This is a genomic window from Photobacterium ganghwense (assembly GCF_017329545.1).
GTDB lineage: Bacteria > Pseudomonadota > Gammaproteobacteria > Enterobacterales > Vibrionaceae > Photobacterium > Photobacterium ganghwense.
In genome coordinates, this window is the sequence record NZ_CP071326.1 from 439,313 (window position 1) to 461,578 (window position 22,266).

The 22,266-nt window shown below is 47.6% G+C and carries 20 protein-coding genes; 13 read left to right on the forward strand and 7 right to left on the reverse strand.

Translation table 11 applies throughout. The annotated features are described in order from the left end of the window. Positions 1–124: 124 nt before the first annotated feature. The 9 genes from FH974_RS17965 to FH974_RS18005 all read left to right on the forward strand — a co-directional run bounded on the left by FH974_RS17965 (position 125) and on the right by FH974_RS18005 (position 9,357). The gene (locus FH974_RS17965; RefSeq protein ID WP_207104044.1) at positions 125–1,027 is read left to right on the forward strand and encodes a LysR family transcriptional regulator; all 903 of its coding nucleotides are present in this window, start codon (positions 125–127) and stop codon (positions 1,025–1,027) included. Positions 1,028–1,118: 91 nt separating this feature from the next. Continuing rightward, entirely contained in the window at positions 1,119–1,652 is a 534-nt protein-coding gene (locus tag FH974_RS17970; RefSeq protein WP_157038316.1) for a hypothetical protein, read from the forward strand. Positions 1,653–2,458: 806 nt separating this feature from the next. Further along, on the forward strand, positions 2,459–3,307 hold the full coding sequence (locus FH974_RS17975) for a hypothetical protein (protein WP_146149678.1): 849 nt from the start codon (positions 2,459–2,461) through the stop codon (positions 3,305–3,307). 5 nt (positions 3,308–3,312) lie between these two features. Then, positions 3,313–4,005: a hypothetical protein gene (locus FH974_RS17980; protein ID WP_047884658.1), complete on the forward strand. Its 693-nt coding sequence runs from the start codon at positions 3,313–3,315 to the stop codon at positions 4,003–4,005. Then, positions 4,005–5,183 carry a hypothetical protein gene (locus FH974_RS17985; RefSeq protein ID WP_047884657.1) on the forward strand — a complete coding sequence of 393 codons (1,179 nt, stop codon included), beginning with the start codon at positions 4,005–4,007 and terminating at the stop codon, positions 5,181–5,183. The genes FH974_RS17980 and FH974_RS17985 overlap by 1 nt, the downstream gene beginning before the upstream one ends. Next, entirely contained in the window at positions 5,165–6,565 is a 1,401-nt protein-coding gene (locus FH974_RS17990) for a hypothetical protein (protein WP_047884656.1), read from the forward strand. Before FH974_RS17985 ends, FH974_RS17990 begins: the two co-directional genes overlap by 19 nt. A gap of 21 nt (positions 6,566–6,586) precedes the next feature. Next, on the forward strand, positions 6,587–7,888 hold the full coding sequence (locus FH974_RS17995) for a hypothetical protein (RefSeq protein WP_047884655.1): 1,302 nt from the start codon (positions 6,587–6,589) through the stop codon (positions 7,886–7,888). After that, positions 7,878–8,651: a hypothetical protein gene (locus tag FH974_RS18000; protein WP_047884654.1), complete on the forward strand. Its 774-nt coding sequence runs from the start codon at positions 7,878–7,880 to the stop codon at positions 8,649–8,651. The genes FH974_RS17995 and FH974_RS18000 overlap by 11 nt, the downstream gene beginning before the upstream one ends. A gap of 85 nt (positions 8,652–8,736) precedes the next feature. Continuing rightward, positions 8,737–9,357, forward strand: coding sequence for a hypothetical protein (locus FH974_RS18005; RefSeq protein ID WP_047884653.1), 621 nt, complete (start codon positions 8,737–8,739; stop codon positions 9,355–9,357). 118 nt (positions 9,358–9,475) lie between these two features. Here FH974_RS18005 and FH974_RS18010 read toward each other — a convergent pair whose 3' ends face one another. The 5 genes from FH974_RS18010 to FH974_RS18030 form a co-directional block, all read right to left on the reverse strand. Continuing rightward, positions 9,476–10,753 carry an NRAMP family divalent metal transporter gene (locus FH974_RS18010; protein WP_084712518.1) on the reverse strand — a complete coding sequence of 426 codons (1,278 nt, stop codon included), beginning with the start codon at positions 10,751–10,753 and terminating at the stop codon, positions 9,476–9,478. A gap of 138 nt (positions 10,754–10,891) precedes the next feature. Continuing rightward, entirely contained in the window at positions 10,892–11,857 is a 966-nt protein-coding gene (locus tag FH974_RS18015) for a 5-oxoprolinase subunit C family protein (protein ID WP_207104045.1), read from the reverse strand. Next, positions 11,854–12,627 carry a 5-oxoprolinase subunit PxpB gene (gene pxpB, locus FH974_RS18020; protein ID WP_242551954.1) on the reverse strand — a complete coding sequence of 258 codons (774 nt, stop codon included), beginning with the start codon at positions 12,625–12,627 and terminating at the stop codon, positions 11,854–11,856. Before pxpB ends, FH974_RS18015 begins: the two co-directional genes overlap by 4 nt. Next, on the reverse strand, positions 12,624–13,379 hold the full coding sequence (locus FH974_RS18025; RefSeq protein WP_047884651.1) for a 5-oxoprolinase subunit PxpA: 756 nt from the start codon (positions 13,377–13,379) through the stop codon (positions 12,624–12,626). The genes pxpB and FH974_RS18025 overlap by 4 nt, the downstream gene beginning before the upstream one ends. Before the next feature lie 35 nt (positions 13,380–13,414). After that, positions 13,415–14,230 carry a putative hydro-lyase gene (locus tag FH974_RS18030; protein ID WP_207104046.1) on the reverse strand — a complete coding sequence of 272 codons (816 nt, stop codon included), beginning with the start codon at positions 14,228–14,230 and terminating at the stop codon, positions 13,415–13,417. Between the two features lie 171 nt (positions 14,231–14,401). On the opposite strand from FH974_RS18030, the gene FH974_RS18035 reads away from it, so the two are divergent. Both FH974_RS18035 and hemB read left to right on the forward strand, forming a co-directional pair. Beyond that, on the forward strand, positions 14,402–15,301 hold the full coding sequence (locus FH974_RS18035) for a LysR family transcriptional regulator (protein ID WP_053061773.1): 900 nt from the start codon (positions 14,402–14,404) through the stop codon (positions 15,299–15,301). 259 nt (positions 15,302–15,560) lie between these two features. Continuing rightward, positions 15,561–16,547, forward strand: a complete 987-nt coding sequence (gene hemB / locus FH974_RS18040; protein ID WP_047884649.1) for a porphobilinogen synthase — start codon at positions 15,561–15,563, stop codon at positions 16,545–16,547. Positions 16,548–16,556: 9 nt separating this feature from the next. Here the strand turns inward: hemB and FH974_RS18045 are convergent, their stop codons facing one another. Beyond that, positions 16,557–16,736, reverse strand: a complete 180-nt coding sequence (locus tag FH974_RS18045; RefSeq protein ID WP_146149680.1) for a hypothetical protein — start codon at positions 16,734–16,736, stop codon at positions 16,557–16,559. Positions 16,737–16,747: 11 nt separating this feature from the next. Then, positions 16,748–17,572 (reverse strand): 5-deoxy-glucuronate isomerase, encoded by an 825-nt coding sequence (iolB, locus tag FH974_RS18050; protein WP_207104047.1) that lies wholly within the window; start codon positions 17,570–17,572, stop codon positions 16,748–16,750. A gap of 434 nt (positions 17,573–18,006) precedes the next feature. On the opposite strand from iolB, the gene iolD reads away from it, so the two are divergent. After that, the gene (gene iolD, locus FH974_RS18055) at positions 18,007–19,941 is read left to right on the forward strand and encodes a 3D-(3,5/4)-trihydroxycyclohexane-1,2-dione acylhydrolase (decyclizing) (RefSeq protein WP_084712517.1); all 1,935 of its coding nucleotides are present in this window, start codon (positions 18,007–18,009) and stop codon (positions 19,939–19,941) included. A 402-nt stretch (positions 19,942–20,343) separates the two neighbouring features. After that, positions 20,344–22,254 (forward strand): bifunctional 5-dehydro-2-deoxygluconokinase/5-dehydro-2-deoxyphosphogluconate aldolase, encoded by a 1,911-nt coding sequence (locus FH974_RS18060; RefSeq protein ID WP_207104048.1) that lies wholly within the window; start codon positions 20,344–20,346, stop codon positions 22,252–22,254. The last annotated feature ends 12 nt before the right edge of the window (positions 22,255–22,266 follow it).

Here is a 22,266-nt window from a genome sequence, read left to right on the forward strand (position 1 = left end):
CCTGAACAGCATGTTGGCTGCAATAAATGAAGTGTAGATAAATCATCATTGTTGATATATATCGCATAGGTTGAAACACTGTTGTTCAACTGCAACAATCAGAGCAGTTAGGGAGTATCTTGAGATGATCAATCACATTAATCTGGCGGACATTCGATCCTTTGTGCTTATTGCACAATTGGGAAACTTTACTAAGGCGGCAGAAGTGCTGAATGTTTCCCGGTCGCATGTTTCCCGGCAAATAAGTCAGCTGGAAACAGAGATGGGGGTGACATTGCTTATCCGGACAACACGTACCCTCAAACTGACTGATGCAGGAAGGCATTTTTATCAGCAATGCGAAGGGGCGCTGAACAACATTGATCAGGCACTCTTGGCTGCGGTTGATGATGTCAACGAAGTTAAAGGTAAAATCCGAATCAACTGTGTCGGGGGGTATCTCGGAGAAGATGTCATCGCGCACATTGTGTCAGAGTTTATGCTGCTGCACCCGGATGTGGATATTCATCTGGATTTCAGCAGTCATCGCGTAGATTTGATTGAAGATGATTTCGACATTGCGTTTCGGATGGGAAAACTCGACGACGCCGGTTTTGTTGCCAGAAAATTACTGGATGTGAGTATGAACACGCTCGCTAGTCCCGAATATATCCGCCAATATGGTCGACCAACGCACCCTAAAGATTTGATACATCATCGTTGCCTGACCGGTACCGTAAAGCGATGGAGCTACGTTAGCCGCGATACAGGACAGCAAACTGAAGTGACGGTCAATGGTCCGCTATTGTGCCGAAACGGGCGCATCCTGGTGAAAGGAGCATTAGCCGGTAATGGGATTATCCGTGTCCCGAGTTGCTATTGCCAGCAGGAGATTGATGCAGGAAAGCTGGTGGAAGTGTTTGATAAATGGACGATTCCGACGGTAGAGTTTTCTGCTATTTATCATCAGGACAAATATCAGCCTACACGGTTGCGGGCATTTATTGCGTTTACCAAGTCGTACTTTGAACGCCATCCCCTCTTGTAATGCCACTTTTAGGAGACCAGCAAAAGGAAACCGAGAACACGAGGTCAGGCTATACTCTCAGGCATCAGGAGAAAAAACAGAGGGTTGCCCTTTGATGCCGGAAGACAGCCTCGCGGTGCTTTATCAACATGCGCGTCAGGCGCTGGATGATGAGCTGAAATACCAACTGCACCTGGACAAGAAAGCCGCAGGATTGTTGGGGGTGCACTCCGCCGTTATTGCAGGTTTCACTGTGCTGGTGTTTTTGGCTGCAGCGGTCTTCTTTCCTCCATCTGACGTATTAAGTTGGGTGGCCACCATTACAGTTGTTTTTACCTATGCGGCACTGCTTTCAGCATGGAGCTTTTTGTTTCGCACGCTCAGGCCGAGATGTGATTATGGGTTAGATCTACCACCAACCTGGCTGAACGAAATTAAGCAATATGGTTATGAGGCCAATGCTGAGTTAGCGTTGGCTCGTTGCTATGAAGTTTGGCAGCAAACCCGGAAAGGCAATGCAGCACGCATGCAATTGCTGAATATGGCGTATCACGAAATTGTTTTTTCAGCATGGCTGATTGCTATCTCACTACTGTTTTTGCTGGTGACCAATTTCTTTGACCCGTTTATATCTTCGGGTCAGTGAGTGATATAGCTACCTATTCATACTTTTTTTCAGTGGATTTTTATTTTATCAGCATGCAGTCATGGCCGGTTCCCTCAGCAAGGGAAAACTTGCGATGGCTTTGTTTACTCACCGGCACATACTCAGAGTCTTAGTCTATTCTCATGGTTTTTCTGTTCTGTATCGAACATATTCTTCCCTGTTAAATATGGTTGTTAATGGTAAGTAACTGCTGTGATGGATAGAAATAGGTGTTGTGTGAAGAACAAATTTAAATTTACCCCATAGGAAAAATTAAAAGGCGGTAGTGTAGAACTATTATCGGATAATTTTTGCCCGTTTATTTAATGATGAATCGTAAAATATTAGACATTTTCTTAAAGCATCTTACTTAAGCTGTACTTTATTTGAACTTTTGAATGATGTTTTTTTGATTAAAGTAAATTTAGATCACAAAAATGATTTATTCAATAATAAGCCTATACCCTAAGTGGTATTCATAAAGTTGCGATTAACTTTTAATGAACATAGTTTTTATTGTCACGATGAAATATCACTTAAAGCCGCTTTTACTCTGTGCTGAGAGATGTGAATGACGTGGTTTGACCTCTTGGTTATGGGAGCGATGTCAAACTTTTGGCGTTTGTTGGTGAATGATTATGCTGATTATCTATTGATAATCATGAAGATAGTTGTTTGCAGTGTCGTTGAATATTAGGTACATTTTTCTGCGGCTATCTCCTTGAGTAATAATAATTGTGAAGCATTTAATAAAGCGGCTATTTCTGCCGTTAATTTCTTTATGCCTCCTGGGTACGAATACACCGGTGATCGCAGATGACTATTTGTTCGTGAAAGGTATAGGGGAAAATGAGAAAGAAGCTATATCAGATGCAAGGGAGCAATTAGCTCTTCAGGTCTATAGCCAAGTTGAAGTTGCAGAGCGAAATACTCAGGTGAAACTGAACGATGTGGTTGAAAGCAGTTATGCTTTCGAATCCAGTGTGAAGTCATTGCCTGTCCAAATTGGTTTAATGCAAGTTATTAATAAGGAATGCGATAACTTGGGTTGTGAGTACCAATATAAAGTTAATAAGACGCAGTGGATAAATGCCTTAGAGCATGAAGTTGCCGCAAACCATGTGTTAATCCGAGACTTTTTAACTGTAAATGACAACCAGTTATGGTCGTCATTATTGCGTATTAAACATGCACAGGAAAAGTTACAGCAAACTAAAATGTGGTTGAAAGTACTGGGGTCGCTGTCGGGGAATACTTCTTCGCCGCTTCTATCCGACCAGTCGGAACTGACTCAGCTTTCTTATGAATTAGAAAAACGAATTCCGGTCGAAATTCGTTCCTCAGCAGATTTATTATCTGTACAGGCAGCAGAAACACTGTCGCAGCTATTGGAAGCTACAGGCAAAGGAAAACTGATTGTTTACATTAAAAGTAAGCAAAAGCAAGGGCATAAAAATAATAAATACATGGCCAAGCTAGCGCTGACTTTTCAAGTTTTTGAAGCCAATAACCCTGGAGTGGTTGTTGGGCAAAAAACGCTGACGGAGATAGGTGACTCTCCGCAGAGTGTTGAGCATGCCATTCGCCATGCCCGACAAAAACTGATGATACAAATAAAAAATAACTCAATATATTCACTGTTACACAAAGGATAAAGGTAATGTTCAAAAAGACATTAGTGGCTGGTTTTATGGTTTCGGTTCTGGCGGGTTGTTCTTCAATCCCGGGTTTTGAAACAGCAACGGTAGACCGCACAAAGCTGAATCAGGAACTGAAAACAAACTGTAAAGAGCTGGGTAAAGATTTCACTAAAGTCTCTTATGCCGTAGATAATGTCTCTAAAGTCATGGTGTCTATTCAGGAGCGCCAGTGTGATGTGCTGTCTGACTACCGCACTATGGCGAACAAGCACGGTGATGTAGCGGGTTTCCTTGAAGTGAATGCAGATAAATCTGATGAAGAACTGCGTGTAGCAATGGATGAGTTCGACAAAGGTAAACCTCAGCGTAAGAAAATCCGTCCGCAGGTTGAAGCATACAAAAAAGCTTCCGATGGTATCTTCAGAAAGAACGTAAAACTGGCGGCAGATATTGCCCTTCAGGCTGGTGAAATTGCGTTGATCGCAAAAGATCACGCGACGCTGATTGCAAAAGAGTCAGGTACAAGTGTTATTACGAACCTGATGTCAGCAGCAGAAGAGGCCGAAGTTGTTCCTGTAGTCGAAGCTTACAATGAAATGAAAGCGCGTATGGATCTGGTTGTTGATGCTAACAAACTGATCATGATGGATAAGAGCACTATCGATCAACTTGAGAAACTGGATAGCGTGGTAGCTGACAAAGCGAGATCGTAATGAAAGTGACCAAACTAGCAGGTTTGATGACAGTAGCGCTCGCTTTGGCCGGCTGTCAGACTAACCAGGGAAGCCAGAGTTATTCGGTCGAAAGTAATGCTGGTAATTCTTCGTTGATCATTGGTAAATCTGCGCACGACTTTACTGACAGCGATATTGAAGTCCCTGCTTTTTTCAACACGCAGGGGCTGCAGTTCTGCACGTATGAGGCGACTGAAAAAGACAGTCGCTGCCCGTTAGCCAAGAAAACTATCCGTATGTATTTCGGTGATGTGAAAACAGACGTGAGCGCAAGTTTGCGCGGCAAGTCTGCTGATGTGTTTAATAGTATGCACTCAAACATTGCCAAATTCAGTTCAAAGGCGCTGGAAAATACACTGGAAAACCAGTTTGCTGGCGTGAACCGTTTTCGAATTGTGACGCGTGACAACGATGCGGTAAATCTGGCTATGGAAGAAATTCTGGCTGATGAAGGGGCGGTGAATGTTGCTCGGAAAAAGTCAGCTCTCGGGCGCTTGTCGACAGATTATTTAATAAAAGTGGATGTGCTGAAAACCGGTGATATGTTGTTTGGTTCGACTCAATCACTGTTTCAGACATCCATGGAAATGTCGACGGGTGTGATTGATCCTTATACCAAAGAGAAGGTTAGTTACCCGAACCTTGGCAAAATCCGCGTTTCTAACTTTGACGTTCGCGATCGTGACAGCTATACCACCGTCATTGCAAATGGTAGTTACTATCGCGGCTTCAACTACGAAAGCGGTAAGGACGTCAACGCGGTGATGAATGAAATGGCCTCTCGTGGCTTTGATATCATGCTAACGCGTTTGCTTAAAGAGATGCCGGCTACTGCACAGGTTATGGGCGTGAAAGGGGATCGTATTTCTCTGGATCGTGGTCAGAATGCGGGTGTACTGCCAAATGAAACCATGGTTGTGTTTGAATACAGCGCCGGTTTTGTTGAACCTATTGGTGTGGCAACTGTTAATCCGAGCAAGCAAAGTGCCCAAGGCAAAATGGTGCGTTGGAAAGACAGTGATACCGCTGATGATGTTCGGGACTCAGCAGAAAAAGGCATCTATCGCCCAGATCGTCAGCGTCGATTGTTCGCTGTCAGCGTGGGTGTTCCAATGGAATTCATGAAGGAACGTAGTACATGGGCACCAAAAAGCTGACGCAAGGCTTTGCCCTGAGTAGCTTATTTGTGTGCATGAGTACCTCTGCGATTGAACTTGATAAGAGCCAGTCTACACTGGCTCTTATTGAAACGGGCTGTGCCTATGGGCGCGGCGCGGCGGCGGTTGAAGCCGCAAAAGCAGATGGCCTAAACCAATTACGGCTGTTTCTTCAGGGTGAATCTTCCCTCTCTCTATCATCTTCTGATAATGAACTGTTTAATGACAGTTACAGCGAATCTCAGCGCGAAACACTGGTCTCTGGAATTTCTCAGGGTCTTGTTAAGGCGGACTTTGGTCAACCTGAAATTCAGGGCGATGATACTTGCGTGACCGTTCGTATTGCACCGACAGCGTCTAATAATGAGGATGATTTTGGCGATGATGTTGAATGGTCTGACGCACCAACGATGTCAGTTGTTGTTACCGGCGAAGGGCAGCATGATGCCCAGACTGGACTGACAGCAAGGCAAGTGGCAGAGCAGGATGCTTTTCGGCGCGCGATTAGTCAGGTGCTGGGCGTTATGGTGAAGTCCGGGTACTTACAACAGTCTTATTCCGAGATGTCGGCCACATCTGCTAGTGATGATTTCAACCTTGTTGAAGTGGCGCGCCAGTCTTTGTCAATGCAGTCGCAGGGAATGATCACTGGGTGGAGCGAGATTTCACAACAGCGTTTAGCGAATGGAACGGTCACTGTAACGCTGGATGTGACTGTGGAACGTGAACAGGTTGAGAGTCGTATCGCTCGGTTGATCAGTAGCCTTGGGCGTCCGTCAGTCTACATTAATGCTCGGCTGCCGGTGGTGAAAACGACCTTTAGCACAGCGTTAGCCGATATGGGTTTTAACCTGTCGTCACAGCCTGCTCAGGCCAGCATTATTCTCAATGTGAGAGAGCAGGAGAAAGTCACTCCTTCAGGTTTACAGCTCGAAATGGCTGCGTCTGTCGTAGACAGGGCCGGTAATCAGTACAGTTCCTGGCGAAATGATCCGACATTTATGACCTTGCCCAATAAGCCCGGCATGCTCAATGAACTGGCAGCAATTCATCTTGCAGTGGAAGACAATCAGCATGCGCTTAAAGCACAGTTGCATCAGGCAGTGCAAAAAATGGCTATGCAAGGTGGGCCTGTACGTGAGTTGATTTTCTCTCAAAAGGCTGCTGGTCAGCAAGGTAGGCTCTACAGCTTGTTAAGTGCGATTCATGGTGTGTCTGATGTGAAGCTAAAAAGTCAGTCCGGAAAGGTGGTGGTTCAGTTGCGTTCAATGAGCGATGCCGGAGACTTGGCTCAATATATAGAACCGTCATTACAAACCCATCAGCCTGGTTACCAATCCCGAATGACCGTTCTGAATGAATATCAACTCAGTGTGCTGTGATGTAATCACACAGGATTAATCATGTTTAAAAAAACGTTTTTGTCACTGGTAGTGGCAAGTTCAATGAACTTTGCCAATGCCAGTGTAGATTTTGATCTCGACGATTTGGTACCGGCGACAGCTTCAGCAGAAGCTACTCAGGCGGTTGATACCAGTGACGTAAAAGACGTTGCTGGGGTGATTGTTGCTGAAAATCCTAAGGCTGCTGTTTTATTGGCGCACCAGAGCCTAATCGAAGATGAGGAAGACGGTGTGAAAATGATCGCTGTCAGCTCAGGTGTGGGCATTTTGTCAACCGGTTCTGCCAGTTACGAAACGTATGAAAACCGTAATGCGACTTTGTTGTCAAAACGTGCCGCATATATGAAGGCATTTCAAATTGCGAAGAAGCAACTGGTAGAGAACATGGATGGCATGAACAACGCATGTGCGACTGCCATGACTGAAGTTACTGATGCCATTGATACGGCGACTGAAAGTGTTGCAAATACCACCAGCCTGTCCAGCGATAATTGTGCTGAATCGGTGCAAGGGGCACTGGCCGGATATGTCACGTTTGATGTTTATGACGATCCCACTGAAAAATTGGTACGAGTCAGTTTGATTTCGACACCAAAAACTCGGGAGCAAACAAAGCGGAAGGTTGGAGCATTAACGCAGACTACTGAGCCGAATGCCATCTTCAAACAAATCATTGCTGATCTGCAGGCTGGAGTGATGCCACCTGTTGGTGCCAAAGTTATTACTAATATGGAAACTGGTGAGTCTTTTGTGCTTGGGTTTGGCTCATCCATTATTCGCGAAAACAAGAACAAGTCCGTACAACGTAAGCTGCTGGGGGTTGCGAAATCTCAAGCGCAGGCAAAAGCCCGAAATGGCCTGATTGCGGTGATGAAAGGTGAGCAAATTTATTGGGAGGGTGGGTTTACGGAAAATCAACTGGAGCAGAATGAACAGTTTGAATATCCGGTAGACAGCGTTAACCCTGCTGATGCCAAAGTGCTTGCGGAAGACAAACACACGTTCATGAATAACCTAAAACATGCAGAATCTTACAAGTCATTTGCCGCCGGTAAAGTGCCGCCGGGTGTTTCGGTGAAAACCTTTAAAAGTACTGATGGTGACTGGATGCTGGCGGTTGCTGTGTATGCGCCATCACTGGAGGCTGTTGCAAAAAAAGCGGCGGCAGAAAATGACCAGCGAGTCCGCGAAGGTAAAACCGTTGGCACGACCCACCGTATTCAATCATCCGGTGGTTTAACAGAAGATGGAAACCATTCTCAAGGGCCATCAGGTCAGGTTAGTCGTGTAAATGATCTGTAATCCCCGAATCATGTTGGTAGGCATTTTGTGCCTGCCAACATGGCTTAGCGCTTCGCCTGATTTAAGTGAATCCTCTTGGCAGTTTGCGGGTACCCGTTACCGTGTTTTGAGCAGCAATGAAAAGGTGTCTGTGATTGCGCAACGAGAGTTCGGTTTAGCGATTGATCAAATGAAATCGTTGTGCCGGAAAGGGTTAGGGTTAACGCTCAGGCAACGGTATGAAGCGCAATTACTGGCAAAGGGATTAATCACTGAAACGCTAAGCGATTGGCCAATGGCGAATCTCCGTTACCGCATCTCCGACATTCACTATCAGCAGGTATCAACCCAAATGGCGGGCTGTTCTGCGACGGTAGCGGATACCGGCGAAGGGGTAAATTTGCACCTGACGGCACTGAACTATGCTTTTGTGTATTTTCAGAGCCATCAATCTGAATCTTTATACCGATTGCTGCCTTATCTGATGGAACAACCTGATGTCTCAATGGATGCGGCTAGCTTGGTAGCACTGGCACTAAGCAAACATGATCAGCCGAAAGCCGTTCACTACTTTGAAAAATATGTTGACGTTTCTGCTATGAAAGATGACCGGATACAGCTTGAGCTGGCATCCTGGCTTTTTCGGAATGAGAACTATGATGTTGCACTGGAGATTACAGAGCAATGTCAAAGCACGCATTGTCGAGAACTGTCGTTGGATATCGAAGAACGGCTACTCGAAAAAGAACAGGCATCAGCGGCTGATCTGTCTTCTTATTTTTGACATTGAACTGGCGGGTGAACGATAAGTTCAGCCATGCCTGCTTTCTAACGATTTACTGACGGCGTATTACTTTTAGGAACACAATATGAACAAAACAAACGTATTTGCCACAGCGGTACTGGCGATGACTCTGGCAGGCTGTGCTTCAAATGATGCTAATCAGGCAAATAACAGTAACATCACGAATATGCCTGAATGGGTGATGAACCCGGTATCGGCTAATGGCTTTGCCGCTTCGAACTGTGTCGTAAGTTCTGGTAACTTTTCTATTGATCGTAACCATGCGATTTCGTTGGCTCGTAATACCCTGGCGCAGAATATGCAGTTGAAAGCCAGCATACTTGAAAAGTCATACCAGAAGATGGAAAGTGCATCTGGCATGACAACATCCGGTACTTCGTTTGAGCAAGTTGCGAAACAAGTGGCAAGTGTTTCACTGACAAAAAGCCAGGTTGAGAAAGTCGCTATCGTGAACATTGCTGGCAAAGATCAGGTTTGTGCTCTGGTGACAATTCCGAAAGTAGAAGCTGAACAACAGTTTAAAGCTGCAATGATGAAAGTTCCAGGCATGAATCCAATGACTCAGGATCATTTGTATAAAGAGTTTGTCAGCCAGAAAACAGCAAAAGAGCTGGAAGCTCAAGTAAAATCACTGTCCAGTGAACAGGCAGTTTCTGCAGTACAAAATATGTCAGCTGAAGGGTAATGACATTACTTAGTAAGAAAAAACCGCTCTAATGAGCGGTCTTTTTCTATGCAACACCTGATTATCATGACGCATTAGACGATTTGTTTTTAATGTGTCCAACGTCTGGTATGCAGCGTTATTTGATGAACATGTTGTAAAGCGTATACAGGCTCATGGCGGCCATCATTGCTGTAATCAACCAGCCCACAACCGACATCCAGACGGGGTGTTCATAGTTGCCGATGATGGCTTTCTTACGAGCGGCAACCAGCATAGTGCCAAGGGTAACGGGCAGAATGAAACCGTTCAGCGCACCAGCAATAATCAGTAGCGCGACCGGTTTGCCCACAAAACAGAAGATCATGGTGGAAGTCACAATAAAACCGATGATGCAGGCGCTTGAGTGTTTTTCAATAGCCGGGTGCAGGGTCTTGAGGAAAGATACAGATGTATACGCCGCCCCGATAACCGAGGTGATGGCTGCCGCCCAAAGCACCAGACCAAACAGTTTGTACCCGACATTACCTGCAGCATGCTGGAACATAGAAGCCGGTGGATTGCTTGGATCCAGTGTCACGCCCTGGCTGATGACGCCCAGCGCGGCCAGAAACAGGACGATACGAACCAGAGAGGCGAGGCTGATTGCTGAAATCGAGCCACGGTTGACCTGTGGCAGGGCTTCCTGACCGGTGACTCCGGCATCAATCAGGCGGTGTGCGCCGGCAAAAGTGATATATCCACCAACCGTACCACCCACTAGTGTAACAATAGCAATCACATCCACATTTTCTGGCCAGACAGAGCGATACAGCGCTTCACCCACAGGCGGTTCGGTGGAGAATAGCACGTACAGTGTCATGGCAATCAGTGCACCACCCATCAGAATGGTAAAGCGGTCCATGATTTTACCGGCGTCTTTCAGCAGGAAGATAGTTACCGCAATAACAGCACTGATTGCAGCGCCGACAATCGGTGACAGGGAAGGGAATAGCACATTCATGCCCATTCCTGCACCGCCAACGTTACCGATGTTGAATGCCAGTCCACCCAGGGCAACGGCACCTGCAATAGCAAAACCCAGTCCCGGTAGCAGCTCATTGGCAATATCCTGAGCCCGTTTTCTGGCCACAACGATTACCCGCCAGATGTTAAGTTGTGCACCAATATCGAGCAGGATGGAAACTAAAATGACGAAGGCAAAACTGGCCCCAAGGGTTTGGGTAAAGACGGTAGTTTGGGTCAGAAAGCCGGGGCCAACGGCAGAGGTTGCCATCAGGAAAGCGGCGCCCATGATGAGCGACCAGTTAAAACCGGAACGTGATTCTGAACTTGATCCTGAACGTGGTTTGGCAGTGGCAGACATCGCTGATGCTGACGATCCGCCTGTCTGAGTGATCACTTTTTCTGATGCCATAAGTCTACTCCTGTATTGAAAAGCCCGTATCCGCTGGGCAATGTATGTCTTGTTGATATGATTGTTATGATGTTTATCTTTGCGTGCGTCTCCCTGTGGTAAGTGATCTCACTTACCACTGACAGTTAGGGGATTCTTTTACTTCGCTTGATTCAGTAGTTGTTCGGCATGTTTTTTACCGACGTATCCGCGAAAAAAATGATGCTCAATCATGCGCTCGGCTTCGGCTTGATAGAGATCCTTTTCAATAAAACGAACGGTCGCTCCCGGCTGGCACTGGGCAAGCTTGCTCAGATCCCTTGCCGTGACACAGCCGATTTTGGGATAGCCTCCGATCGTCTGACGATCCCTCATCAGGATGATCGGCTGTCCGTCGGCGGGGATCTGGATTGCACCCAGCGCGATCCCTTCAGAGATCAAACTGGTGGTTTGGCATGCAATGGCAGCCCCGGACAGGCGATAACCCATGCGATCAATCTGCGGCGTTACTGTAAATTCACTGCTGAAAAAACGCTCGCGCTCGGCTTGGTCAAACAGATCGTATTGGTAGCCGGGAATGACGCTAAGGGTAATTAACTGACCATAGTCGGGAATGAATTGCTCCGGTACCCTGCGCGTTGGCATTGGGGTAGTCACGTTATACCGCAGGCGATCCTGCGCCATCAGCTTGTCACCTTGTCGGCTGAAACCGCCCAGCCCGTCACGCATAACCGTTGCACAGCTGTCGAGAACGCCAGTGACTTTAAATCCCTCTTTAACGGCCAGGTACGAACGAATACCGTTTCGTGCGCCGCGCAATGACAGCTGATCACCGGATCGAACGCGGAGGCTTTGCCAAGAGGCAACAGGTTTTCCGTTAAGGCGGGCATTCATATCTGCTCCGGTCAATGCAATTGTCGTATCAGCATGAAACTCGCAACTGAATTGCCCCATTGCAATCTCGATTTGTGCTGCATTTAACGCGTTATCCAGCAAACGGTTTGCCCATAAAAAAGCATGTTCATCCATTGGCCCGCCAGGGCTGACGCCAATATGCTGATGACCGTGGCGACCCAAATCCTGCACCAGACTCAATGGCCCCGGTGTTAATATACGTAATGTCATGCCACCTCCCTGACCGGTTCAGCCGCTGCGCGCATTTCTGCGCGGCGATATTCTTCCTCTTCAATGACCCCACCCAATGCCAGAAACTCATCTCGGGTAATCGGGGTAAACTTGACCTTGGCACCCATCTCGAACACGGTCAGATTTTCCCGCTGAAAATCGATCAAATCGATTGGGGTACGACCTATGATCTGCCAGCCGCCCGGGGAGGCTTTCGGATAGATTGCAGTTTGTTGATCAGCCAGTGCCAGGCTGCCTTTGGGAACCTTGGCGCGTGGCGTTTGCTTGCGCGGTATATGAATGCGTGAGTCCGTATTGCCGAGATAAGCAAATCCTGGTGCAAAACCGATCGCATAGACTCGGTAAATCGTGTTGGCATGGATCGAGATGATCTGATCAAAATCCAGTCCGGTGTGGCGGCAGATCTCATCGGCATCAAGTGAAACTTCCGGCCCATAGTAAACAGGCAGCTCGATCATGGGGCTTAATTCGGTCTCGGAATGCCGCTGTTCAGCGGTTGACAGCACCTGTTTGAGAAGGGCTGTGAAATCACGCTGGCCAATAGCCATCAGATCGAATGTCACCAGGATGGAGGTATACGAAGGGACAAGATCAACCAGATATTGTCCTAACTCTGCACGTAACACTGGCAGCACTGCGGCGATATGATCAGCGGTTTCCGGACTGGCCTGATTGGCAAAGTACACCATCAAAGAGCTTTCATTAACTGGCGTGATAGTGATTGAGGTGATAGCCATCGAGATAGTCATAAGGCGCCTCCGTATGGGTTACTTGGCGGTAATAAATCGCGAAGCAGCTGGGCGGTGGGCAGTGCCAATGGACCATCCCCATGGATACACAAGGTGTCGGCATGTACAGGGATAACCTGACCATCAAGGGTGGTAACGCTTCTTTCCTCGATCATCTGGCGAGCCTGACGGCGGATCTGGTTCAGTTCGTGATAACTTGAGCCCGGCACAGTACGTGGTACCAGTCGCCCATCCTGATCATAAGCACGATCCACAAAGGCTTCAAACCACAGCTGAATGCCGTAATCAGCGGCAAGGGCTTGGTATTTCTCATGATTGGGTACCGCCATAACAACCAGTGGCAGAGACGGAGCGACTTTACTCATCGCTTCAACCAGAGTGATAAAAACCTCATCGTTTTTCATCATGGTGTTATAAAGTGCACCGTGAGGCTTTACGTAATCGAGAGAGACAGATTCACCTTGGCAAATGGCTGCCAGAGCTCCAACCTGATAGATGAACAGGGCAGACAACTCATCTTGGCTCATTGCAATTTGACGGCGACCAAACCCTTGCAGGTCAGCATAACCGGGATGCGCCCCCACACTGACCTGATGTTGCTTGGCCAGCCTGACGGTATTGAGCATTACCGTGGGATCAGATGCATGCATACCGCACGCAATATTCGCCATATCCAGATAAGGCATGACTTGCTCATCGCTGCCCATTTTCCAGATGCCAAAGCTCTCGCCCATATCACAATTGATTTTCATGCGGTTTCCTCCCTGAATTGACTGTTTGACGTGTGTTAAAGCACTGACAGTGCATTATTCAGCAAATCAGTAATCAGCATTTTGCCCGGCGCATGAGTGATGCAGATCGGTGGTTTACTTTGGCGAATGACATTCTGTGGCGTTACTCCACAAGCCCAGAACACCGGTACTTCACCGTCGAAGATATCAACCGCTTCCCCGTAATTTGGCGTGTTGATGTCTCTGATACCAATGGCTGCCGGGTCGCCGAAGTGAACAGGCGCACCGTGTGCCTTCGGATAACGGCTAGTGATTTGAATCGCTCGGATCGCGTCTTTAGGCGTGAACGGGCGCATAGAGACCACCATGTTGCCCGAAAAACGACCGGCAGGCTGGCAGGCGATCTGGGTGTCATACATTGATACATTGCGACCCTGTTCGATGTTACGAACGGTCAGGCCAGACTGAATAAGGGCTTCTTCGAAAGAGAATGAGCAGCCAAGAACAAAAATTACCAGATCATCACGCCAGTGCTCGCTCAGATCCGAAACCGAGGTTTCAAACTGGCCGTTATAAAACACATGGTATTCCGGTACGTCACGGCTGATATCGATATCGGCTCCGATTTCGGCCAAAAACGGACTGCCGGGTTCTGTGACACCAATTAGTGGACAAGCAACCGGGTTTTTCTGGCAAAACAGCAGAAAATCATTCGCCCAGTGAGCTGGCAGCATGACCAGGTTGGCCTGCAGGTAGCCGGGCGCCAACCCGCTGGTTGAGCCGGTATAAGCATTCACGCGTATTTTCTGGCGCAGCTCGGCCAGGGAAAGCGTTTGCAGGGTAACGGACTCTTTTTCTCCTGAGATTAACATCTGGACCACTCCTTGGTTCTTATTATGTAAATACTTGGTAACAATAAGGCTTCCTGCGATAATGTCTATTCTTGATTTTTTGGCTTACCTGATAAATAAAATTTATAGGTCAGAGATTTATTCTGTATTTACTTGTTACTGATAGGGATTTTACGCGAAGGAGAAGCGGCTATGTTGAACCTGAAACAGCTAGAAACATTTGTATGGATTGCAAATCTCGGCAGTTTTCGACAGGCGGCGGAGCATCTGTGTACCACACAACCGGCCATTTCTACCCGGATTGCGAATTTGGAGCAGGCGCTGAATACCACGCTGTTTTATCGTGAAGGAGGAGTGGTGTCGCTGACAGCAAAAGGAAGAGAGTTGCTGCCTCTGGCAGAGAAAATCCTCGCCAACACTGAAAAGCTGAAATACAAAGCTGACTCGGCAAAAGCGTTATCCGGTATGCTGCGTATTGGTGTGTCCGAGACGCTGGTTCATACCTGGTTGCCGGATTGCCTGAAGCTAATACAACAGCAGTTACCGGATGTGGAAGTCGAGCTGATTGTCGATGCAACGGTGAATTTGCGCAAAGAATTGCTGGCACGCAATGTGGATATTGCGCTGTTACTTGGGCCCATAGCGGAGCCTTCTGTTATCAATCAGGTGATTTGTGATTATCCGCTTTACTGGGTGGCCAACCCTGATTTACTGACTAGCCAGCAGGCTAAAGCAGAAGATTTTGCTCAGTGGCCAATTATTACCTACGCCCGTAATACTGCCCCGTACCATGAAATATCGCGTCATTTTAAGCAAGATGAGGGGCTAGCTGTGCGTTTTTACTCTGCCAGCTCGTTGTCAGCCAGCGTACGGCTGGTCGAAAAAGGGGTCGGTATTGCTTCACTGCCTAAAGAAGTGATCTGCGATCAACTGGCCAGTGGTCACTTAGTGCTGCTTGACGCTGACTGGCAACCCAGTCCGTTGCGATTTACGGTATCGTATATCAATGCCCCTGCCAGTTTGCTGATTGAGCAGGCTGTAAATCTGGTTATTCAGGCGCGCGATGAGTATGAGCAAACCTGCTCGGGCTAATGGTTTTGTTGGTTTTTATCTGTATAAATTTCAGGCATGTACCGTGATGCTGATAACCGGTCAGGCAGGCAGCCAGAGAGGCGATGATATTGCCATTGGTATTTTAAGCCATTAAAATCAATGGTTTGTTTTTCTTTGTGTGGGCGGTGACGCCGAGCGCCATAACTCCCGCGACAAAAGTGGGGAATATTCCCTAAACTTTTGTGCCAAACAGTGATAAGTTTTGTCACACAAAATGTATCCAATGGGAAAGACGTCCATGACAACCCTTCCAACTCCGTTTAAGCGCCTGCGTCGCTTACGTCATACAGCAAACATGCGCGAACTGGTCCGTGAGCATGATTTCAAACTCACCGATTTAATCCATCCGTTGTTTATCGAAGAAGGCATCACGGCACCGGTTGAAATTTCGACCATGCCGGGTATTGTCCGCTTACCGGAAAGCCAGTTGGCTGAAGAAGCAAAAGCTCTGTATGAATTAGGCATTCGTTACGTGATGCCATTTGGTATTTCTCACCACAAGGATGAGGAAGGGAGCGATACCTGGAGCGACAATGGTCTATTGGCGCGGATGATTCGAACGATTAAAGAAGCCTGCCCGGATATGATGGTCATTCCTGATATCTGTTTCTGTGAATACACCTCGCACGGCCATTGCGGCATTGTCCACGACAACTGTGTCGATAACGATGCAACACTGGAAAATCTGGTGAAGCAGAGTGTTACCGCTGCGAAAGCCGGCGCTGATATGCTGGCACCTTCCGCGATGATGGATGGTCAGGTGAAGGCTATTCGTACCGGCTTGGATGCCGCTGGTTTTGAGCACGTGGCGATTCTGGCGCACGCCGTAAAATTTGCTTCTTCATTTTATGGCCCTTTCCGCGCGGCTGTTGACAGTGAACTGGACGGCGATCGTAAAGGCTATCAAATGGATTACGCGAACGGCCGTCAGGCGCTGGTGGAAGCGCTGCTGGACGAAGAAGAAGGCGCCGATATTTTGATGGTAAAACCGGGTACACCTTATCTGGATGTATTGGCTAACCTGAAAAAAGAAACTAACCTGCCGCTGGCGGCCTATCAGGTCGGGGGCGAGTATGCGTCCATCAAATTTGCGGCAATGGCCGGTGCGCTGGATGAGAAAGCGGTCGTATTTGAAACTCTTACCGGCTTTAAACGTGCTGGTGCCAATCTGGTTGTCAGTTATTACACCAAACAGGTGGCACAATGGCTGTCTGAAAGCCGCTAACTCCCTACCTTAAAGTCGCAGTGTTTTTGTTGGCAGTGTTTTTGTCGGTTTAGAAACTGCGTGTGAAAAACCATTTTCAGCCCAGCCGTTCGGATGGGCTGATTTGTTTGGTGTTAAGGCATGCTGAAGCAGACAAAAAAGCCCTGCTTGAGTGAGGTCAAACAGGGCAATATTATCCAATAAAGACAAAGAGAACTCGGTTAACGGTGTTTTGCTGCGTACTCTTCGCTGTTTATCCAGCTATGTTCTTCTTCCCAGGTAAATAACCATTTACGGGTCGGGCCGGCCATAACATTTAAGTAGTAGTTGTCATACCCAGCCATGGTTGCTACCGGATGATAGCCTTTAGGAGCCATGACCACATCTTTGTTATAAACGGCCATCGACTCATCCAGTGAGCGGTCATCGGTATACACGCGTTGTAGGCAGAAGCCTTGAGGCGGGTTCAGACGGTGGTAATAGGTTTCTTCCAGATAAGTTTCATGTGGCTCATTATCTTGATCGTGCTTATGACTTGGATAGGAACTCGTGTTCCCCTCATTGGTATACACCTCAACAACCAGCAGACTGTCAGCCTCTTTATCATCTGGCAATATATTGTGGACATAGCGTTGGTTATTCCCGTTACCACGGTGTTCTGCATTAATATCTGCCGGAGCAATCAGTCGGGTCGGGTAATTCCCTTTTCCCGGAGCCTGACAAATGGCGAGCTCAAGTGCGGTGTTTGCCACCACGCAGTAGCTTTCTCCTTGGGTAACGTAAACGGCATAAGGTTTCTTGCGTTCAAAAGGATCCATACGATCGCCAATGTTTTCGAACGTGGCTGTTGGCGTTGAGACGGTGGCTTTACCGGCGACTAATACCAGACAAACTTCATTTTCAGAGGCTGGCATTTCAACACGCTGACCAGCTTCCAGTTCAACGACCTGAAAATCCACATACTTCCAACCGGCTGATTCCGGTGTGATCTGCTGTGTACGGTGATGTGCGTCAGGCGCATGATATTTTGAGAGTAGCTTTGACATCCTAGACCTCTGCTTATGATGACACCCGCCGGTGTCTTGCATCCTGTGAAGTAAAACTCTATTGATTTTTAACTTTCATTAAATCTATCACGTGAAATTTTTATTTCAATAGTTTCATTCTGCTTGTTCCTCTTTTCGTGTTTTGTGATGACAGGGGTTATTGGCGGCAGGGCTCTTCTATATAGATTGGTGTATCTATATGATTTTAATTAATTAAAAAGGATGTCAGGATAATTGGCGCTGTTTATGAAGCGCTGTGGATTTATACCAAGATCACAAAAGACCATATCGTTTCATAATTGTCTTGAAATGAAAAAAATGTTCCATATATTATTTTGTAAGACTAAAACCCCTTAGGGTGGGGCAGATATAAAGCGACACATTCAATAAGAATGGATTCTGCAACGGCCTGCTTGATTGGAGAGACAGTGGTTATGAGCACCTTACGAATGACAACCGCCCAGGCGCTGGTGAAGTTTATGAACCAGCAATACGTCGACGTCGATGGTGAACAGCAAAAATTTATTCATGGTGTGTTTACTATTTTTGGACATGGCAATGTGGTTGGTTTGGGTCAGGCTCTGGAGCAGGATGCTGGTGACTTGGTGGTTCATCAGGGGTGTAATGAACAGGGAATGGCTCACATTGCCATGGGTTACGCCAAGCAGCAAAAGCGAAAAAAAATCTACGCGGTCACATCTTCCGTTGGTCCTGGCGCGGCAAATATGGTGACAGCGGCTGCTACCGCCACTGCTAATCGTATCCCTGTTCTCTTTTTGCCTGGTGATGTATTTGCCTCGCGTCAGCCCGATCCTGTGTTGCAGCAGGTTGAGCAGTATCATGATTGTTCTATCAGTACGAATGACTGTTTTCGTCCGGTATCCCGTTACTGGGATAGAGTTTCCCGTCCTGAGCAACTGATGAGTGCGATGATTAATGCCATGCGTGTGCTCACCGATCCGGCTGACACTGGTGCTGTCACAATCTGTTTGCCTCAAGATGTGCAGGGCGAAGCGTACGATTTCCCAGACTATTTTTTTCAAAAACGAGTACATCGGATTGAACGTCGTCCGGCTTCCGCAGCCATGATTGAAGACGCCGTGAGGCTGATTCGCAGCAAGAAAAAGCCAATGTTGGTGTGTGGTGGTGGGGTTCGTTACAGTGAAGCTCATGAAATGTTTCGTCTGTTTGCTGAACGCTTCAATATCCCGTTTGGGGAAACACAAGCGGGTAAAAGCGCTGTTGTTTATGACCATGTATTGAATCTGGGGGGTGTCGGCACCACGGGTTGTCTGGCTGCTAACCTGATTGCCAAAGAAGCGGATCTCGTGATTGGGGTTGGTACCCGCTTTACCGACTTTACGACGGCCTCGAAATCCTTATTCCAGCATCCGGATGTTGAGTTTCTGACGATCAATGTTGCTGAGTTTGATGCTTATAAACTGGATGCTTCTGCGGTCGTTGCTGATGCCAAAGAGGCATTGATTGCGATTGGCGATCAATTGGAACAGGTGGGATACCGCAGCGGGTATGTTGATGAAATCAGGCTCGCGAAGTCAGCATGGAAAACAGAGCTGGAGCGACTGTTTGCAATTGAATATCAGGACGGATTCTCACCTGAAATTGCTGGTCATCTCGATGATAAGTTGTCGGAGTACAGCGACGCACTTCAAACTCGTCTGACTCAGACTCGCGTATTGGGGCTGTTGGATGAGCACCTTGAAGATCATGCTATCGTGGTTGGTGCCGCTGGCTCGTTACCGGGGGATTTGCAACGTGTGTGGCAGCCAAAGCAGCCTGATACTTATCATATGGAATATGGTTACTCTTGTATGGGTTACGAAGTGGCGGCGGCAGTCGGAGCGAAGCTTGCCTGCCCTGAGCAACCGGTGTACGCGATGGTCGGAGACGGCTCTTATATGATGCTGCACTCGGAACTGCAGACCGCTATTCAGGAAGGGCTGAAGATAACGGTGCTCTTATTTGATAATGCCGGATTTGGCTGTATCAACAATTTACAGATGAGCCAGGGGATGGGAAGTTATGGTACAGAGAATCGCTATCGAGACCCTGCGACAGGCGGGATGACCGGTAACTTAGTGAAAGTCGACTTTGCCAAGAACGCAGAAAGTTATGGTTGCAAGGGGTACACGGTACACACCGAAGCGGAACTACTCGCCGCATTGGAAGATGCTCGTAAGCAGGCGGTTTCCTCGCTTATCGATATCAAAGTATTGCCGAAGACAATGACTCATGGTTACGAGGCATGGTGGCGTACCGGTACTGCGCAGGTTGCTGATGATCCAAGAATTGTTGAAGCGGCTGACGATATTAAGCGAGTGCTTTCCGAGCAGGCAAGACAGTACTAGCGGTCAATTACTCCAGAACTCGCAAGATTCTTACTTTCAAAGCGACAGCCCTGTATGCATTGTACAGGGCTGTTTTTTTGAAATGAAAATTTCATTTCAGTTTTAACTCATATCAATGAAACTCATTTCTCCTCCCTGTTCACATTTGATGACAGGCAATATTGCTCAACGAGCTGTGGCGCTATTCCCCTGTCTTTAAAAGGAAACTCTGCGGAGATCACATAATGAAATACTTGTTTTTATATTGATTGAAAATAAAACAAATATTTCGTATAAATGAGTTATCGAAACAAATGGTGCTTTGCAGTCACCCAGCGTGAAACAGAGGCAACTTCATTGCTTGTTCTGATAGGCATTCAATATTTCACATCGCTGGTGTAAGGCAGGAGCTGGTAAGGAGCTATGGAAGTGAATACTGAAAAGAAATTTGATGTGATATGCATGGGTCGTATCGCGGTCGATTTATATGGCCAGCAAATCGGTGCTCGTCTGGAAGATATGGGATCATTCCGTAAATATCTGGGTGGCTCATCAGGGAATGTTGCTTACGGAACAGCGCGTCAGGGATTGAAGTCTTCAATGCTGGCAAGAGTTGGTGATGAGCATATGGGGCGCTTTTTGCGTGAAGAGCTGACTCGTGTTGGCTGTGATACCACTCATTTGATCACCGATAAAGATCGTCTGACCGGATTAGTCATTCTGGGTATTAAAGATGAAGAGACTTTCCCACTGATCTTCTATCGCGACAACTGCGCGGATATGGCGATAACCGGAGATGACTTTTCTGAAGAATATATTGCATCGGCACGCTGCCTGGCGATTACAGGTACTCATCTTTCACATCCGAAAACACGCGAAGCTGTACTCACTGCTCTGAAATATGCCCGTCGAAATGGTGTGAAAACAGCCCTTGATATTGACTACCGTCCGGTGCTTTGGGGACTAACGTCGTTGGGTGATGGCGAAACCCGTTTCATCGAGTCTGACAGCGTCACCGAACAGTTGCAGGAGGTTCTGGGGTTGTTCGATCTGATTGTTGGGACAGAAGAAGAGTTCCATATTGCTGGTGGTTCGACGGATACCGTCGAAGCACTGCGTAATGTGCGTAAAATTTCTCAGGCGGAATTTGTTTGTAAGCGTGGGCCGTTGGGTTGCTCTGTCTTTACTGATGAGATCCCGGAAACACTGGATGAAGGTATCACTGTTCACGGAGTGAGAGTCGATGTACTTAACGTACTAGGCGCCGGGGATGCCTTTATGTCCGGTCTGTTGCGCGGCTACCTTAATGGTGATTCCTGGGAGCAGTCATGCGCGTACGCCAACGCTTGTGGTGCACTGGTGGTCTCTCGCCATGGGTGTGCACCTGCAATGCCGACAAAAGTTGAACTGGATAATTATCTGGCTCGAGCGAACGTTGTACCTCGCCCAGATGTGGATTCAGAGTTGAACCATCTGCATCGAGTGACAACGCGTAATAACGTGTGGGAAGAACTATGTGTGCTGGCCTTCGATCATCGCATCCAGTTTGTCGATATGGCACGAGCCGCAGGGGCGGATATATCCAGAATCAAACCACTGAAGAAACTTATTCTCAAAGCCAGCCAGGAAGTGGCGGAAGAAGCGGCCCTGAACGGCAAAGTTGGTTTGCTGTGCGACAGTACGTTTGGTCAGGATGTACTGAATGAAATTACCGGGCAGGGGTGGTGGATTGGACGCCCTATTGAGCAGCCAGGCTCACGCCCGTTGGAGCTTGAACATGGCAATATCGGCTCACAGTTGATCGACTGGCCGTTGGAACACATTGTGAAATGTCTGGTTTTCTTCCATCCGGAAGATGACCACCCGACACGTCTGCGCCAGGAAGCGAAGGTCAAAGAAGTTTACGAGGCATGCTGTAAGTCAGGTCATGAACTGTTACTTGAAATTATTCTTCCTGCCGACATGGAGATTAGTGATGCCCTGTATCTTCGTGCCATGAAACGTTTCTATAACTTGGGCGTGAAACCCGACTGGTGGAAACTGCCGCCACTATCAAGCCAGAGCTGGAGCCAAGCGGCGGCGTTGATTGAAGAGCGCGATCCTTATTGTCGGGGAGTTGTTCTGCTTGGGCTCGATGCTCCACAGGAAGAATTGGAAGCTGGATTCGCAGCGGCAGCAACCCAATCCATTGTCAAAGGTTTTGCTGTCGGTCGTACCCTGTTTGGCCAGCCATCCCGAGAGTGGCTAGCCGGAAAAATAGATGATGAAACATTAGTGAAGCACATCAAGGTCAACTACCACAATCTGATTACCTTATGGCGTCAGCGCGGCTAGTACCAACACTAT